Origin of the sequence: Listeria monocytogenes (assembly GCF_900187225.1) — a bacterium.
GTDB lineage: Bacteria > Bacillota > Bacilli > Lactobacillales > Listeriaceae > Listeria > Listeria monocytogenes.
This window is the reverse complement of sequence record NZ_LT906436.1, coordinates 1,627,616-1,642,589: the sequence shown is the minus strand read 5'-3', so window position 1 is coordinate 1,642,589 and position 14,974 is coordinate 1,627,616. Positions and strand designations below refer to the sequence as shown.

Annotated in this window: 15 protein-coding genes and 2 other annotated features; of the genes, 11 read left to right on the top strand and 4 right to left on the bottom strand. The window is 38.8% G+C overall.

Translation table 11 applies throughout. The features are described from left to right. The first annotated feature begins 14 nt into the window (after positions 1–14). The 3 genes from CKV70_RS08335 to CKV70_RS08325 are packed head-to-tail and all read left to right on the top strand — an operon-like array spanning position 15 to position 1,813. Entirely contained in the window at positions 15–248 is a 234-nt protein-coding gene (locus CKV70_RS08335) for a hypothetical protein (protein WP_003733221.1), read from the top strand. A gap of 12 nt (positions 249–260) precedes the next feature. Further along, the gene (locus CKV70_RS08330; RefSeq protein WP_003733220.1) at positions 261–842 is read left to right on the top strand and encodes a DNA-3-methyladenine glycosylase I; all 582 of its coding nucleotides are present in this window, start codon (positions 261–263) and stop codon (positions 840–842) included. Next, on the top strand, positions 839–1,813 hold the full coding sequence (locus CKV70_RS08325; protein WP_014600879.1) for a S66 family peptidase: 975 nt from the start codon (positions 839–841) through the stop codon (positions 1,811–1,813). Before CKV70_RS08330 ends, CKV70_RS08325 begins: the two co-directional genes overlap by 4 nt. Before the next feature lie 35 nt (positions 1,814–1,848). Here the strand turns inward: CKV70_RS08325 and CKV70_RS08320 are convergent, their stop codons facing one another. The 4 genes from CKV70_RS08320 to lap all read right to left on the bottom strand — a co-directional run bounded on the left by CKV70_RS08320 (position 1,849) and on the right by lap (position 7,068). After that, positions 1,849–2,916 (bottom strand): ABC transporter permease, encoded by a 1,068-nt coding sequence (locus tag CKV70_RS08320; protein ID WP_003724042.1) that lies wholly within the window; start codon positions 2,914–2,916, stop codon positions 1,849–1,851. Next, positions 2,913–3,833 carry an ABC transporter ATP-binding protein gene (locus CKV70_RS08315; RefSeq protein ID WP_003733218.1) on the bottom strand — a complete coding sequence of 307 codons (921 nt, stop codon included), beginning with the start codon at positions 3,831–3,833 and terminating at the stop codon, positions 2,913–2,915. The genes CKV70_RS08320 and CKV70_RS08315 overlap by 4 nt, the downstream gene beginning before the upstream one ends. Positions 3,834–3,916: 83 nt before the next feature. Next, entirely contained in the window at positions 3,917–4,345 is a 429-nt protein-coding gene (locus CKV70_RS08310) for a VOC family protein (protein ID WP_003724040.1), read from the bottom strand. Positions 4,346–4,467: 122 nt separating this feature from the next. Continuing rightward, complete coding sequence (gene lap, locus CKV70_RS08305) at positions 4,468–7,068, bottom strand: adhesion-mediating acetaldehyde/alcohol dehydrogenase LAP (RefSeq protein ID WP_003733217.1); 2,601 nt, start codon at positions 7,066–7,068, stop codon at positions 4,468–4,470. Positions 7,069–7,569: 501 nt separating this feature from the next. After that, positions 7,570–7,811: a binding site (T-box leader), on the top strand. 48 nt (positions 7,812–7,859) lie between these two features. Continuing rightward, positions 7,860–8,085 (top strand) — a binding site (T-box leader). Positions 8,086–8,151: 66 nt separating this feature from the next. On the opposite strand from lap, the gene trpE reads away from it, so the two are divergent. The 8 genes from trpE (at position 8,152) to CKV70_RS08265 (ending at position 14,948) form a co-directional block, all read left to right on the top strand. Continuing rightward, the gene (gene trpE / locus CKV70_RS08300) at positions 8,152–9,516 is read left to right on the top strand and encodes an anthranilate synthase component I (RefSeq protein ID WP_003734037.1); all 1,365 of its coding nucleotides are present in this window, start codon (positions 8,152–8,154) and stop codon (positions 9,514–9,516) included. Next, positions 9,513–10,118 (top strand): anthranilate synthase component II, encoded by a 606-nt coding sequence (locus CKV70_RS08295; RefSeq protein ID WP_003733215.1) that lies wholly within the window; start codon positions 9,513–9,515, stop codon positions 10,116–10,118. Before trpE ends, CKV70_RS08295 begins: the two co-directional genes overlap by 4 nt. After that, complete coding sequence (gene trpD, locus CKV70_RS08290; protein WP_003723937.1) at positions 10,090–11,109, top strand: anthranilate phosphoribosyltransferase; 1,020 nt, start codon at positions 10,090–10,092, stop codon at positions 11,107–11,109. Before CKV70_RS08295 ends, trpD begins: the two co-directional genes overlap by 29 nt. Next, positions 11,106–11,864, top strand: coding sequence for an indole-3-glycerol phosphate synthase TrpC (gene trpC / locus CKV70_RS08285; protein WP_003723936.1), 759 nt, complete (start codon positions 11,106–11,108; stop codon positions 11,862–11,864). The genes trpD and trpC overlap by 4 nt, the downstream gene beginning before the upstream one ends. Further along, positions 11,861–12,469: a phosphoribosylanthranilate isomerase gene (locus tag CKV70_RS08280; RefSeq protein WP_003723935.1), complete on the top strand. Its 609-nt coding sequence runs from the start codon at positions 11,861–11,863 to the stop codon at positions 12,467–12,469. Before trpC ends, CKV70_RS08280 begins: the two co-directional genes overlap by 4 nt. A gap of 2 nt (positions 12,470–12,471) precedes the next feature. Then, positions 12,472–13,674, top strand: a complete 1,203-nt coding sequence (gene trpB, locus CKV70_RS08275; RefSeq protein WP_003723934.1) for a tryptophan synthase subunit beta — start codon at positions 12,472–12,474, stop codon at positions 13,672–13,674. Beyond that, a complete protein-coding gene (gene trpA, locus CKV70_RS08270; protein WP_003723933.1) occupies positions 13,667–14,440 on the top strand; it encodes a tryptophan synthase subunit alpha in 774 nt (257 codons plus the stop codon). The genes trpB and trpA overlap by 8 nt, the downstream gene beginning before the upstream one ends. A 70-nt stretch (positions 14,441–14,510) precedes the next feature. Then, positions 14,511–14,948 carry a hypothetical protein gene (locus CKV70_RS08265; RefSeq protein ID WP_003723932.1) on the top strand — a complete coding sequence of 146 codons (438 nt, stop codon included), beginning with the start codon at positions 14,511–14,513 and terminating at the stop codon, positions 14,946–14,948. Positions 14,949–14,974 lie beyond the last annotated feature (26 nt).

Here is a 14,974-nt window from a genome sequence, read left to right as displayed (position 1 = left end):
GGAGGCTTGAGCGAATGAGGTATCAGAAGATCAGTTTTATAGTGACTGGAATAATTGCAGTAGTAGTAGGGTATCTTATTTTCACGAGCAACTATCGACCTGATGTCCCGAACTGGCTGCTCTTTTTATTTTTGGCACTTAGTATTGCAGTAGCAGTTAGTCAATGGAGAGAAAAAAGGCTAATTTGGAGTTGTATTGGCCTATTTGTGGCTGTTTTAATCAGTGTGCATTACATTTTAACTATATAGGAGGAACTCGCTTTGTCTGAAGAATTACGTTGCCCTTGGTCGATTAATGACCCGTTTGAATTAGAATATCATGATACAGAATGGTGTGTCCCGAGTAAAGACGACACATATTTATTTGAAATGCTCAATTTAGAGGGAGCACAAGCTGGACTCTCATGGAGATTAATTTTACATAAAAGAAAAGCCTATCAAGAAGCTTTTTTTCACTTTGATATTGATAAATGTGCACTCTTAACGGACGATGAGCTGGCGACGATTGTCGAAGAAGCGGCTATTGTGAAGAATCGTCTTAAAGTAAAAGCAGTTCGTACAAATGCCCTAGCTACGCAAAAAGTCCAAGCTGAATTCGGCTCATTTGCAAACTATATTTGGGGTTTTACAAATAATGAGCGTATTATTAATAAATGGCAAGGCATGGGACAAGTACCTGCTAGCACAGAACTATCGGAAAAAATTAGTAAAGATTTAAAAAAACGTGGTTTTAAGTTTGTGGGCCCCGTGATTATTTATTCTTATTTACAAGCAATTGGCATTCTTGACGACCATTTGCTTTCGTGTCCATTCCATACGTTAAATAGGGAGGCTACTAAGTGATTCCAGCAAAATTAAAACAAGGTGATGAAATTCGGATTATTGCACCAAGTCGTTCTATAGGCATTATGGCTGACAATCAAGTGGAAATTGCCGTTAACCGCCTAACTGATATGGGTTTTAAAGTCACTTTTGGCGAACATGTGGCAGAAATGGATTGCATGATGAGTTCAAGCATTCGTTCGCGAGTTGCTGATATCCATGAAGCCTTTAATGATTCGAGTGTAAAAGCGATTTTGACGATTATTGGCGGTTTTAATAGCAATCAATTGTTGCCGTATTTGGATTATGATTTAATTTCGGAAAATCCTAAAATTTTATGTGGCTTTTCCGATATCACGGCCTTAGCAACGGCTATTTATACACAAACGGAACTCATTACTTATTCTGGTGCGCATTTTTCAAGTTTTTCCATGGAAAAAGGTCTGGATTATGTAATGGAATCATTTAGTGATTGTTTATTACAAAAAGAACCATTTGCGTTAAAAGAAAGTGCTACATGGAGTGACGACGAATGGTATTTGGACCAAGAGAATCGAAATTTCATCCCGAATGAAGGACTAGTCGTTATGCAACCTGGAGTGGCAGAAGGAATCATCATTGGCGGGAACTTATGCACGCTTAATTTACTCCAAGGAACCGAATACATGCCTAACTTGGCGGGGACAATTTTATTTATTGAAGATGATTTTATGACTATTCCAGAAACATTCGATCGCGATTTGGAATCGCTGCTTAGTCAACCTGGTGCAGATGAGATAGAAGGGATGGTAATCGGTCGTTTCCAACAAAAGACAGCGATGACGGCGGAGAAATTAGCGTATATTATTGAAACAAAAACAGCATTACAAAAAATTCCTGTTATATCTGGTGCAGATTTTGGGCATACACAGCCAATTGCAACATTCCCAATCGGTGGAACTGCAAGAATTGATACAAATCAGACCGATAAAATTCAAATTATTAGGCATTAAAAAAAGGCTGTCCAATGCGGACAGCCTTTTTAATATTAACTTAAAGCGACATCTCGTTTTTTGAATAAGAAGAAAGTGAAGAAAAGGATAATCGCTGTATAAACACCTAGACCGGCGATTATTTGCCAATCTGCTAGGCCACCAGCGATTTTAGAACCGCCAACTGTGTCGTTTAGGCTAAGCAAGTTGAAGATAATCCATTTCATCCAATCGTATTTTTCGATAGCGAGAGGTAGTAATTGGCGAATAATTCCACCAGAGAATAGTACACCAACGCCGACACCAACTGCAAGTGCTTGTGAACGAACGACAGATGAGAAGAAGAAAGCAATAGTTGCGTATACGATCATCAGTAAGAAGTTCGTACCAAGTAGCATCCACGCATGTTCGAAAGCAGTCATTGCACCCGTTGAAGGGGAGAGCGGCATGAAAATAGATTGTTTTGGTAGAATAAATGAAAAGATAAAGCTAGCTACAAGTAATGTGATAGAGCTAATAATGCTGTAAACGATGCACATTACGTATTTTGAAAATAGTATCTGACTTCTAGAATAAGGACGTGTCAGTAAAAGTTTGATTGTCCCACCGGAAAACTCTGTTGCAACGATGATACTTGCTACAACAACAACGAGCATTGTCGCAACGGCTCCAGAGCTACCTAATGAAGCGAAGAAATCTGCGCTTGAAATACCAGCAGAATTACTAGCAGGTTTTTCATCTGCATCAACATAAGCCTGGTAAAAATCTATTTGTTTTTGGATAGTTTCTTTGGCTTCTTTTGTTGGAGCCGCTTGTTCTTGTGTTTTTAAGTAAGCAACGGAATCAGTTAATGATAACGTTTCGGATTTATACGTAGGAGTACCATCTTTATCTGCGGAGTTCCAATATTCTTCTTCGCTAACCGGGGCACCTTTATCATCGTAATAAGCAGTAATTCCGGCATTGCTTGCATCGCCGCCTTCAACACCACTAGTATCTATTTTACTAACAAAAAACATTAGAAGAGCAAGAGCTAAAACTGCTACAAATAAGACGATTTGCATAATCCAACTTGATTTTCTGGAAAATAATTTGGTAAATTCATTTTTTACTAATGCTATCATACTTCTGCACCTCCACCTTTAGTTAATTCGAGGAATCGTTCTTCAAGGGAGGCTTGAAGTGGAACCATTTCTAATAAATCAATATTTGCTTGGATAAGTGCACGAGCAATTAGATGTACATCTTCGTGAGCTACTTCGATTTTGAATAGATCCTCATTTTGAGCAACAAGCTTGACTGGGAGTGTAGCGAGAACGGTTGTAGTTGCTACGGGATCGCTGACTTTTAGTTTATAAGCGGCAACATGATTTTCAATAAGGTCGCTCATTTTTTCGATGTGCGTTAAAACACCTTTGTTAATAATAGCGAATCGATCTGTGATTTGTTGGATCTCGCTAAGTAAATGGCTGGAAATTAAAACAGAAGTGCCGTTTGTTGCTAAATCGCGAATCAGCGTTCTGAATTCGGCCATACCTTGTGGATCAAGTCCGTTTGTTGGTTCATCTAAGATAAGTAAAGCAGGACTATGAATTAAAGCTTGCGCAACACCTAAACGTTGACGCATACCGAGAGAATACGTTTTTACTTTCTGATTAATTGCGCCAGTAAGCTTTACAAGTTCAACGATTTCACGAATGTGTTCGTCGGTAATGTTTTTTTGACTCATGCGTGCGAATTGCTTTAAGTTTGCCCATCCAGACATATACATATAAAATTCTGGATTTTCAATAATAGCACCTACTTCTGAAATCGCTGCTTTATATTCTGTGTCGACATTTTTACCATTAATAAAAACGGTACCTTCTGATCGACGAATTAAGCCAACGATAGAGCGGATAATAGTTGTTTTACCAGCACCGTTTGGGCCGAGTAAACCAAATACTTCTCCTTTATGTATGTCAAAGCTGATATCGTGGACAATATTTTTTTGTCCGATTTTTTTCGTGACATGTTCTAATTTTAAAACTGTCTCAGTCATGAACTCACTCCTTTTTTTCTCTCACTACTAAAATTGTACTATTTTTTAGTTCTAATTACATTCGGCTAGAGGACGGGAAAAAATCATACTTTAGTAGTAGACTCGTTTTCTAAGTTGAGATGCCAGTCGATGCTGTAGTGGTCGATTACTTTCGCGTATTTTGCTCCCCAAAATGTATTTTGAATCGGAATTTCGACGGTTCCAGTTTTGGAAAGTAGGACAAAAGCCTGTACAAATTCTGCCTCGGAACTAAAATTCACCGCAAGTGCTAGGCGATTGCCCGCGTCTGTTTCGCCTTCAACCGTATCAGAGAAATAAAATAAATCTTTCTCATCTTTCGCCAGTCTTGCATGGAGGATTCGTTCTCCTTGTTTTTTATCTCCAGAGAATCCTTCCGTTTCGTGAAAATAATGCATTTGCGTAATTTCTGCTTGAAACACTTTTTTATAAAAATCTAGTGCTTCTGTGGCCTCCCCGTCAAAAGTAAAGTAGGGAACCGTTGCTTGTATCATTGAATCAACTCCATTCTTGTTCCATTATACTAATTTTAGTACTAAAGCGAAAGCGCAAGCCCTGGGATGGACTTGCGCTTTCTTCTAACTTTATATATTAATGGTGGACAAGTTAGCTAGTTTCAAACACCTTTGTAAGCTTCAAGGTAGATTTCTTTTAGTTCACTTACAAGAGGTTGTTTAGGGTTGGCTGTAGTACATTGGTCCATGAATGCGCGATCTGCAAGAGTATCTACAACAGCATCCAAATCTTTTTTAGCAACATTTTGTCCTTTAAGACTCATGTCGATACCAACATCTTTACCAAGTTTGATGATTTCATCTACAAGTGATTTAACGCCTTCTTCTGTAGTTGCAGCAGGGAAGCCGATAATACGAGAGATACGAGCATAATCTTCATCAGCACGGAAACTTTCATATCTTGGGAATAACGCATGTTTTTTAGGTTTAAGTGCGTTATAACGAATAACATGTGGCATAAGGATTGCATTCGCACGACCGTGAGGAATGTGGAATTCAGGTCCAATTTTGTGTGCCAAGCTGTGGTTGATTCCTAGGAACGCATTTGCAAACGCCATACCAGCTAGGGCAGAAGCATTATGCATTTTTTCGCGCGCATCTGGATCACCAGTAAGAACAGATTCACGTAAGTTTTCAAAAACAAGTTCGATTGCGCGGATAGATAATCCACGAGTATAATCGCTTGCCATTACGGATACATAAGATTCAATTGCGTGAGTTAAAACGTCCATACCAGTATCAGCAGTAATGTGTGCTGGAACAGTAGTTACATATTGTGCATCGACAATCGCAACGTCTGGAGTTAATTCGTAGTCAGCAAGAGGGTATTTAATGTTATTTTCTTTGTCTGTAATAACCGCAAAAGGTGTTACTTCAGAACCTGTACCACTTGTTGTTGGAATTGCGACGAATTTTGCTTTTCCACCAAGTTTAGGATATTTGAAAGTACGTTTACGAATATCTAAGAATTTTTGTTTCAAGCCGAAGAATGAAGCTTCTGGGTGTTCATAGAATAACCACATACCTTTGGCAGCATCCATTGCGGAACCACCACCAAGAGCGATAATTGTGTCCGGTTTGAAGTCTTTCATTAGTTCTGCACCTTTATAAACTGTTACGTCAGATGGATCTGGTTCAACGTCAGCAAATACTTGGTAAGATACGTCATTGCCACGTTTTTTCAAGTGTTCGATTACAACATCAACATATTTGAATTGAACCATTCCTGGGTCAGTTACGATAAATACGCGTTCAACGCCTTCCATTTTTTGAAGGTATTGAGTGGAATATTTTTCAAAGAAAATTTTTGGTGGAAGTTTGAACCATTGCATATTATTTCTCCGATCCGCGATACGTTTAACGTTCAGCAAGTTAGTCGCACTTACATTTTGTGATACAGAGTTTTTACCATAAGATCCACAACCAAGTGTTAGGGAAGGGATGAAGCCGTTATAAATGTCACCGATACCGCCTTGTGCGCTTGGTGCGTTTACAATGATACGGCAAGCTTTCATACGGATACCAAATGCTTTTTGAACTTCTTTATCAGTAGAGTGAATAACTGCGGAGTGTCCAAGTCCTCCATATACTAACATTTCTTCACAACGATCGAATGCTTCTGCTTGGTTAGCAGCTTCGATAAATGCAAGAACTGGGCTTAATTTTTCGTGAGATAGTGGGTATTTGTCGCCAACACCTTTAATTTCAGCTACAAGAATTTTTGTATCTTCTGGAACTTTGAAGCCAGCTTGGTTTGCAATCCATGCAGGGGATTTACCAACTACATCTGGGTTAAGTGTTCCTTTTTCAGGGTTGATAACATAGCTTTCTAATTTTTTGAATTCAGCTCCTTTAACGAAGTAGCAGTTGTTTGCTTCCATTTCTGCTTTTACTTCTTTAGCCACTTCTTTGTCTACGATTACTGCTTGTTCAGAAGCACAAATCATACCTTGGTCAAAAGATTTAGAAAGAATGATGTCATTAACAGAACGTTTGATTTTAGCTGTTTTGTCAATGTAAGCTGGTACGTTACCTGGTCCAACACCTAGTGCAGGTTTACCAGTAGAGTATGCTGATTTAACCATTCCAGCACCACCAGTTGCAAGTACAAGTGCAACTTTATCATGGTTCATTAATTGTTTTGTTGCTTCTAGGGAAGGTTTTTCTACCCATTGAATACAATGTTCTGGAGCTCCAGCTGCAATTGCTGCATCATATACAACTTTCGCTGCTGCTGATGAACAACGTTGTGCACTTGGATGGAAAGCAAAGATGATTGGGTTACGCGTTTTAATCGCGATAATTGCTTTGAAAAGAGTAGTAGATGTTGGGTTAGTTACAGGTGTAACACCGGCAACAACGCCAACTGGTTCAGCAATTTCAATCACACCAGTTTGTACGTCTTCGTTAATAACTCCGACTGTTTTATTGTTTTTAATGTTGTTCCAAATATATTCTGTCGCGAAGATGTTTTTAATACATTTATCTTCGTATAATCCACGTCCAGTTTCTTCTACTGCTAATTTTGCAAGGGGCATATGTTGGTCAAGTCCGGCAAGTGCCATTGCGTGAACGATATTGTCTACTTGTTCTTGGTTGTAACTTTCAAATGCTTTCAATGCTTTTTGTCCATTGTCTGCTAATCTGTCAATCACTTTTTGAACTTCTAATACTTCTTGGGCCGCATTTTCTTTAATTGCCATTTTCCAGAACCTCCTAATATTTGTCCGGGACTCAAAACGTCCATAGTAGACTTTTGACGTCCCTGATAATCCAAAAAAATTTAGCTTGTTGCTTTGCCGTATTCTTTTGTTTTATTTGATTACACCGTTAGTATAATCCATCAATAAAAGTTTGTCCAGTGTTTCACGTGAAAAACTTCACAAATTGATAAAGATGGTTGAAAAGTCCTTTTGTAAAGTTGTATTGTAGTTAATTAGGCATAGTTTATATGAGTGTTTTTATCATTGGGATTTAAGCGAATTATCATTTGAAAACATATATTTTATAGGGTTTTTAAGGAAGTTAGTGTTCATTATAATAGAGAGAATAGCATGCTTTTTCTGAAGTGAAATATATTTTAGATGGGTAGTTCTTTTTTCTTACTTGTTTATTAATTATCGTTTTGAAACCTTTTTAGTATAAAGTAGTTTTATTTTCTTGACTTTCGTGATTTTCTTATGTAAGATAAACACAAGTAAAAAATGATAGCATTGAAGAAGAGTAAGTAGCATGATGAAAGTTTTTAGAGAGCTGACGTTTGGTGAAAGTCAGTAGCGGACATGATGTGAATGGACTTCTGAGCTCTGATCTGAAAGGATTTTCTTAGTAGGATACAGCGATTAGGCCTTATCGTTACACAAGGCGCCCATTCGAAATTTGGATGGATTAAGTGAACTGTTTTTACAGTTAATCAAGGTGGTACCACGGGTCTCTCGTCCTTGTCTAGTATATTTGCTAGGCTTGGAGAGAGGCCCTTTTTTAATTTTATAAAATGAAAACATCAAACAAGAATAGTACTTTTTCATCGATTTTTAAAGAGAGTTAGCGGTTGGTGGGAGCTAATAAATAGATGATTCAGGAATGGGCCTTGTGCGTGATACCTTGAAATTTAGTAGGGGTGAACGGGTGCTCCCGTTATAGAGCAGCTGCAAATATTGCAGCACGGAGATAGGGTTTATCCCTAAAATGAGGTGGCACCGCGATAACTCGTCCTCTGAGAAAGCATGATTCTGCGCTTTTTCAGAGGATTTTTTTATTTTAGTGAAGAAGAAGGGATGATTTAGATGAGGAAAATGAAAAAAATGGATGCAGATACATTAACCGCAATTTTGGCGTTTCAAAGACTTTCTGGTACAGGTAAAAGCTTACTTGAAGGTGCGGCGAAAGATGCGGAGGCTGGACGTTATTCGATCATTGCCATTAATCCTGTACATGAAATTAAAGTATATCAACATGATTATTATATAGACGGAACACATCAAGTTGTAGCAGATCCCTTAAAAGAAATTGAATTATTTATTGAAAAAGCAAGAGAAGATGAACTTGAATTGCCACTTGATTCAGGTGCAATTGGCTATGTTGGATATGACGTTATTGCGCTTTATGAAGATTTAGGCGAAATTCCAGTAGAAACTAGGGATATACCAGATATTCGTTTTTATGTATATGAAAGTTTTGTCATTATGGACCATCAAGCGGAAGAACTTATTTTAGTGCAAGATAATTGTTACTCAGGCAGAAGTGAAGCAGACTTGGATAAGGCGCTTGAGTCGATGCTTACCGAACTTACTACACCGAAAAAAGACGAGCATAAGGCTGTTCATGTTCCAAAAATGTCATATAAGAGCAACTATACGAAAGATGAATATATGGGGCTAGTGAAAAAAGCAAAAACATATATCCAAGAGGGCGACTTCTTTCAAATAGTTCTCTCTCAACGATTAGAAGCAGATTTTACTGTGAAGCCATTTGATTACTATCGGAAATTACGATTGTTAAATCCTTCTCCGTATCTATATTTCATTGATTTTGGTGATACGGTGCTAATTGGCTCTTCTCCAGAAAGTTTAATTAAAACGAAAGGGCGGACGGTGATTACAAATCCTATCGCAGGAACTAGACGGCGCGGGGCAACGAAACAAGAAGATGAACTACTTGCTTCGGAATTGTTATCGGATGAAAAAGAATTGGCAGAGCACCGGATGTTGGTTGACTTAGGGCGAAATGATATTGGGAAAATTGCAGAAACTGGATCAGTTCATGTTCCTGTTTACCTTACTATTGAAAGATACCGTTTCTTAATGCATTTAGTTTCAGTAGTAGAAGGAACCTTAAAAACTGGACTTACTGCAATCGATGCTCTCCGCTCGACGCTACCTGCCGGGACTGTTAGTGGAGCACCGAAAATAAGAGCCATGGAGCGAATCTATGAATGGGAAAATGTAAAACGTGGTCCATATGCTGGTGCGGTTGGTTATTTAACTAAAAATGGTGATTCGGATTTCGCACTTTCGATTAGAACGATGGTACTTCATAACGGAAAAGCTTATGTTCAAGCCGGTGCGGGAATTGTCTATGATTCCGATCCAGAAAGCGAATACTTAGAAACATTACAAAAAGCGAAGGCACTTTTGGAGGTGGGAGAATGATTCTATTAATTGATAACTATGATTCTTTTACATTTAATTTAGAGCAGTATTTAGCAGAATTTAGTGAAGTGGTAGTGAAACGGAATGATGCGGCTGATTTAATAAAAATAGCGGCTTTGGCTGATGGGATAGTTCTTTCACCGGGACCTGGAAAACCAAGTGATGCTGGTCTTTTAGAAGAAGTGGTGGCTAAGTTTGCGAAAGAAAAGCCATTACTTGGGATTTGTTTAGGTCATCAGGCAATTGGTGAAGTGTTTGGCGGAGAAGTAAAACGAGCTGCCAAAATCCGACATGGGAAAGTTTCTACTATGCGTCAAACCGCTGGAGCAATCTTCGCTAATTTGCCAGAAGAAATGCCTGTGATGCGTTATCATTCTTTAATAGTAGATAAAAACACATTGCCGGATGTTTTAGAAGTGTTAGCGATAGCGACGGACGATTCGGAAGTGATGGCGATGAAAGTAAAAGATTATCCGGTTTATGGTTTACAATTTCATCCTGAATCAATTGGTACGAATGACGGAAAACAAATGATGGAAAACTTTATTCATATAGTGGAAGGGGCGCGAGAAAATGGAAATCTTACTACAAAAAGTATATGACCAAGAAAATTTATCCAAAGAAGAAATGAATATTATCGCAACAGAAATCTTTGAAGGACGACTTTCGAAAACCAAAATGGCTGCTTTTTTAATGGCGCTCAAAGTGAAAGGGGAAACGGCAGAAGAAATGGCGGGAATCGCGCAGGCGATGCAGCAAGTAGCCATTCAAGTGGCTTTTCCAGCTGGTACGGCGATGGATAATTGTGGGACAGGCGGAGATAAATCCAATAGTTTTAATATTAGTACAACGTCAGCTTTTGTTCTTGCAGCAGCGGGGATTCCGGTTGCGAAACACGGGAATAGAAGCATTTCTAGTCGTTCTGGTAGTGCGGATGTTTGTCAGGAATTAGGGATCGATATTAATTTGCGCCCAGAAGATATGACTTATTTACTCGAAAAAGTCGGGATTGCCTTTTTGTTTGCGCCACATGTTCACCCGAATATGAAGTACGTTATGGATGTCCGAAAAGAGCTCGGAACGCCAACAATTTTTAATTTGATTGGGCCACTCACGAATCCGGTTCACCTAGAAACGCAATTGATGGGAATTTATCGCCGTGATTTGTTAGAGCAAACAGCAGAAGTACTCGGACAACTCGGGCGAAAACGCGCAGTCGTTTTAAATGGCGCTGGTTTTATGGACGAAGCTTCTCTAGCTGGAGAAAATCACTATGCGTTATATGAAAACGGCGAAGTTCACTTATATACACTCCGTCCAGAAGATGTTGGTTTAACTAGTTATCCACTCGAAGCAATTACGGGAGGAGATGCTAAAGAAAATGCAGCAATTTTGCGTAGTGTGCTTGAAGGAGAACCTGGAGCTTACTTAGATACGGTGCTTTTAAATGCCGGTTTTGGTTTATTCGCAAATGGCAAAGTGGAAACGGTGCAAGAAGGCGTGGATTTAGCAAAGGACTTAATTAGTAGTGGCCTAGCCAAACAAAAATTGGCAGATTTAATTACTTATCAAAAAGAGGTGCTAGCAAAATGACATTTTTAGAAGAAATTTTAGCGCAAAAAGAAGTAGAAGTTGCAAAAATGCCCTTAGAACAAGTAGCAGAAAAACGGAAAACTTATTCGTTTTATGAATTTTTAAAAGCAAATACAAACACGATGCAACTTATTGCAGAAGTAAAACGCGCCTCTCCTTCTAAAGGGGAAATCAATATGGGCGTGAATCCAGTTCTGCAAGCCAAGTCTTATCAAGCCGCGGGTGCGGGAATGATTTCTGTTTTGACAGATCCTGTTTTTTTCAAAGGCTCGATTGAAGATTTGCGAGAAGTAGCGAAAAATGTGGGAATTCCTGTACTCTGTAAAGATTTCATTATTAGTGAAAAACAATTGATTCGCGCTCGAAATGCGGGAGCGACGGTTGTGTTGTTAATTATTTCGGCACTTACAGAAGAGAAGCTAATCACCCTGTTTGAACAAGCTCTGGCGCTTGATTTGGAAGTGTTAGTGGAAGTACATGACCAGGAAGAATTAGCTGTTGCTCAAAAAATCGGAGCTCAACTCATTGGTGTAAACAATCGGAATTTGCACACATTTGAAGTGGATATTGCAGTAAGCGAAAGACTGGCGAGTGATTTTTCGTCGGATGCTTGTTTTATAAGCGAATCAGGTTTTCGAACAGCAGAAGATGTGGCTCGCGTGAGTCAAAAATATGATGCGGTACTTGTTGGAGAAGCGTTAATGCGAGAAGCGACTCCAGAAGTGGCAGCGAAGAGTTTGAAGGTGACACGATGATTGTAAAAATTTGTGGATTGAAAAAAGCAGTAGATGTAGCGGCAGCAGTTGAAAATGGCGCAGATATGATTGGTTTTGTTTTTGCGAAAAGTAAGCGCCAAGTCACGGTGGATGAGGCACATGAATTAGCCAAAAATATTCCTGCTGGCGTCAAAAAGGTCGGAGTATTCGTTAATCCTACCGAAGAAGAGTTAACGGCAGCAATCAAAGGTGTGCCATTAGACATTGTTCAACTTCACGGACAAGAACCAGCTGAACAAGCAAATCGAACGGATGCGGAAGTAATTAAAGCCTTTCCTGTGAAAGATGGAAAACTCCCAGACAATATAAATGACTATCCAAATGCATACATCTTGCTTGATGCACCAGCAGAAGAATATGAAGGTGGCAGTGGAAAAACTTTTGATTGGGATAAAATAGATAGAGACTTACTTACGAAAAATAAATTAATTATAGCTGGCGGATTAAATGCTCAGAATGTACAAGAAGCCATTAAACGCTTTGAACCATATGCAGTAGATATTTCCTCTGGCGTAGAAACAAACGGGGAAAAAGATCCGCAGAAAATTAAATGCTTCATTAAAACAGCAAAAGGAGTGGAATAATAATGACTTATCAAGCACCTGACGAAAATGGCTTTTACGGAAAATTTGGCGGTAGATTTGTACCAGAAACATTAATGAAAGCAGTGAAAGAATTAGATGAGGCGTACCAAGCTTCCAAAACAGATCCTGCTTTTCAAAAAGAATTAAACTATTATTTAAAAGAATATGTGGGCCGAGAAACACCACTTTATTTTGCCGAACAACTAACAGCACATGCGGGCGGAGCAAAAATTTATTTAAAACGCGAAGATTTAAATCATACTGGCGCACATAAAATCAACAATACTATTGGTCAAGCCTTACTCGCACGTCAAATGGGCAAACAAAAAGTAGTGGCAGAAACTGGTGCGGGTCAACACGGCGTGGCAACAGCAACTGTTGCAGCGCTTTTTAATATGAAATGTACTATTTTTATGGGAGAAGAAGATGTAAAACGTCAATCACTCAATGTATTTAGAATGGAACTTCTTGGTGCAAAAGTAGTGAGCGTGAAAGCAGGAAGCAGAACATTAAAAGATGCAGTAAATGAAGCGCTTAGGTTCTGGGTTGCAAATGTGGAAGATACGCATTACATTATGGGATCTGTTCTTGGACCACACCCATTTCCAGAAATCGTTCGTGATTACCAAAGTGTAATAGGAATAGAAGCACGCAAACAACACTTGGAAAAAGAAGGTAAGCTTCCTGATGCAATTGTAGCTTGTGTTGGAGGCGGGAGTAATGCGATGGGCTTATTTTATCCATTTGTAGACGATGCTTCTGTTCAAATGCACGGTGTGGAAGCAGCTGGTCACGGTTTAGAGACAGAATTCCACGCAGCAACCATTTCCAAAGGAGAAATTGGGATTTTACACGGAGCGATGATGGATGTATTACAAGATGAGAATGGGCAAATTTTGGAAGCATTTTCGATTTCTGCTGGCTTAGATTATCCGGGTATTGGTCCAGAGCATAGCTTTTTCCGTGATTTAGGTCGCGCAGCGTATCATTCTGTTACTGATGATGAAGCAGTCGAAGCCTTTCAACTTTTATGTCGTACGGAAGGAATTATTCCAGCGCTCGAAAGTTCTCACGCAATTAGCTATGCGGTTAAACTTGCAAGTAAAATGCGTCCAGAAGAAAGTATGGTTGTTTGTTTATCTGGTCGCGGAGACAAAGACGTTAACCAACTAAAAGAACGTTTGGAGGGACAAACAAATGACTAAAACATTAACGAATAAACTAGCGGAAAAAGAGCATGCTGCTGTCGTTACTTATATTATGGGTGGAGATGGTGGTTTAGATAATTTAGAAGAACAGTTATTGTTTCTAGAAAAATCTGGCGTAAGCGCGATTGAAATTGGCATTCCTTTTTCTGATCCGGTTGCTGACGGACCAATTATTCAACTTGCTGGGTTACGTGCTTTAAAGGAGCAAGTGAGTTTAGAAGCCATTTTAAATAAATTGGCTATGAGTAAAGTGCAAATTCCGCTAATTATTATGAGTTATATTAATCCGATTTTTCATTTAGGTATTCCAAAATTTGTTGAATTGGTGCAGAAAACGCCGGTGAAAGGGCTTATTATTCCGGATTTACCTTATGAGCACCAAAAACTGATTACACCAGAACTTCAGGGGACAGATATCGCACTCATTCCACTCGTTTCATTGACTAGCCCGAAAGAGCGCCTTGAAGAAATTGCGAAACAGGCAGAAGGATTTATATATGCAGTAACAGTTAACGGAACTACTGGTGTGAGGAGTGAATTTGATGCCCATATTGATAGCCATTTAGCTTATTTGAAAAGCATTAGCCCTGTTCCAGTTCTCGCAGGTTTTGGTGTTTCTTCTATTGAACATGTAGAAAAATTTGCGCACGTATGTGATGGTGTGATAATCGGTAGTAAAGTCGTGCAAATGTTGCATGAAGAAAAAACGGCAGAGCTAGGAGCGTTTTTACAAAAGGCTGCTGAAGTTCGAATCAAAAACTAATTACTACTTACAATTTCTCTTTAAATATGGTAAAGTCTGGTGTATAGAATGTTAAAGAGGAGTTGTAAGGATGTCCGTTGAAGTTAAACCAGAGCATGCTAGAATGCTCAATAACACGAAGAATGTCACACTTGGAATAGCGATTGTATCGACTATTCAAGCAGTATTAAGTGCAGTCTCTATTGTAGGTCTTTTTGCGTTACAACAAAGAAAAGAAGTACTTGCTAATGCGCATGCCACTGCGGTCGTTCAAAACACGATTATGACGACAACGATTATGGCAGTTATTTGTATTGCATTTACGATTATGTTATTTCTTTCTTTTAACAAACTTAGAAAAGGCATTATAATTACGCCACTTGTTTATTATTTATACGCTGCATTTACTATTCTTGGTGTTATTTTGTCAATGATTAATAGTGGTGTGAACTTTGTTTCGCTTGTTTTACCAGCAGTACTACTTGCGTTGAGTGTTACTTGTATTTTAAATCTTAGAAGAATGCGATAAAAGTAGTAATGTAAGAATGATTTTTA

What these genes read in the sequence shown, in the direction of transcription:
- CKV70_RS08320 (WP_003724042.1), bottom strand. Translation starts at nt 2,916, where the DNA reads ATGATAGCATTAGTAAAAAATGAATTTACCAAATTATTTTCCAGAAAA.
- CKV70_RS08310 (WP_003724040.1), bottom strand. Translation starts at nt 4,345, where the DNA reads ATGATACAAGCAACGGTTCCCTACTTTACTTTTGACGGGGAGGCCACA.
- trpC (WP_003723936.1), top strand. Translation starts at nt 11,106, where the DNA reads ATGACATTTTTAGAAGAAATTTTAGCGCAAAAAGAAGTAGAAGTTGCA.
- trpB (WP_003723934.1), top strand. Translation starts at nt 12,472, where the DNA reads ATGACTTATCAAGCACCTGACGAAAATGGCTTTTACGGAAAATTTGGC.
- trpD (WP_003723937.1), top strand. Translation starts at nt 10,090, where the DNA reads ATGGAAATCTTACTACAAAAAGTATATGACCAAGAAAATTTATCCAAA.
- CKV70_RS08280 (WP_003723935.1), top strand. Translation starts at nt 11,861, where the DNA reads ATGATTGTAAAAATTTGTGGATTGAAAAAAGCAGTAGATGTAGCGGCA.
- lap (WP_003733217.1), bottom strand. Translation starts at nt 7,068, where the DNA reads ATGGCAATTAAAGAAAATGCGGCCCAAGAAGTATTAGAAGTTCAAAAA.
- CKV70_RS08335 (WP_003733221.1), top strand. Translation starts at nt 15, where the DNA reads ATGAGGTATCAGAAGATCAGTTTTATAGTGACTGGAATAATTGCAGTA.
- trpA (WP_003723933.1), top strand. Translation starts at nt 13,667, where the DNA reads ATGACTAAAACATTAACGAATAAACTAGCGGAAAAAGAGCATGCTGCT.
- trpE (WP_003734037.1), top strand. Translation starts at nt 8,152, where the DNA reads ATGAGGAAAATGAAAAAAATGGATGCAGATACATTAACCGCAATTTTG.
- CKV70_RS08315 (WP_003733218.1), bottom strand. Translation starts at nt 3,833, where the DNA reads ATGACTGAGACAGTTTTAAAATTAGAACATGTCACGAAAAAAATCGGA.
- CKV70_RS08295 (WP_003733215.1), top strand. Translation starts at nt 9,513, where the DNA reads ATGATTCTATTAATTGATAACTATGATTCTTTTACATTTAATTTAGAG.
- CKV70_RS08265 (WP_003723932.1), top strand. Translation starts at nt 14,511, where the DNA reads ATGTCCGTTGAAGTTAAACCAGAGCATGCTAGAATGCTCAATAACACG.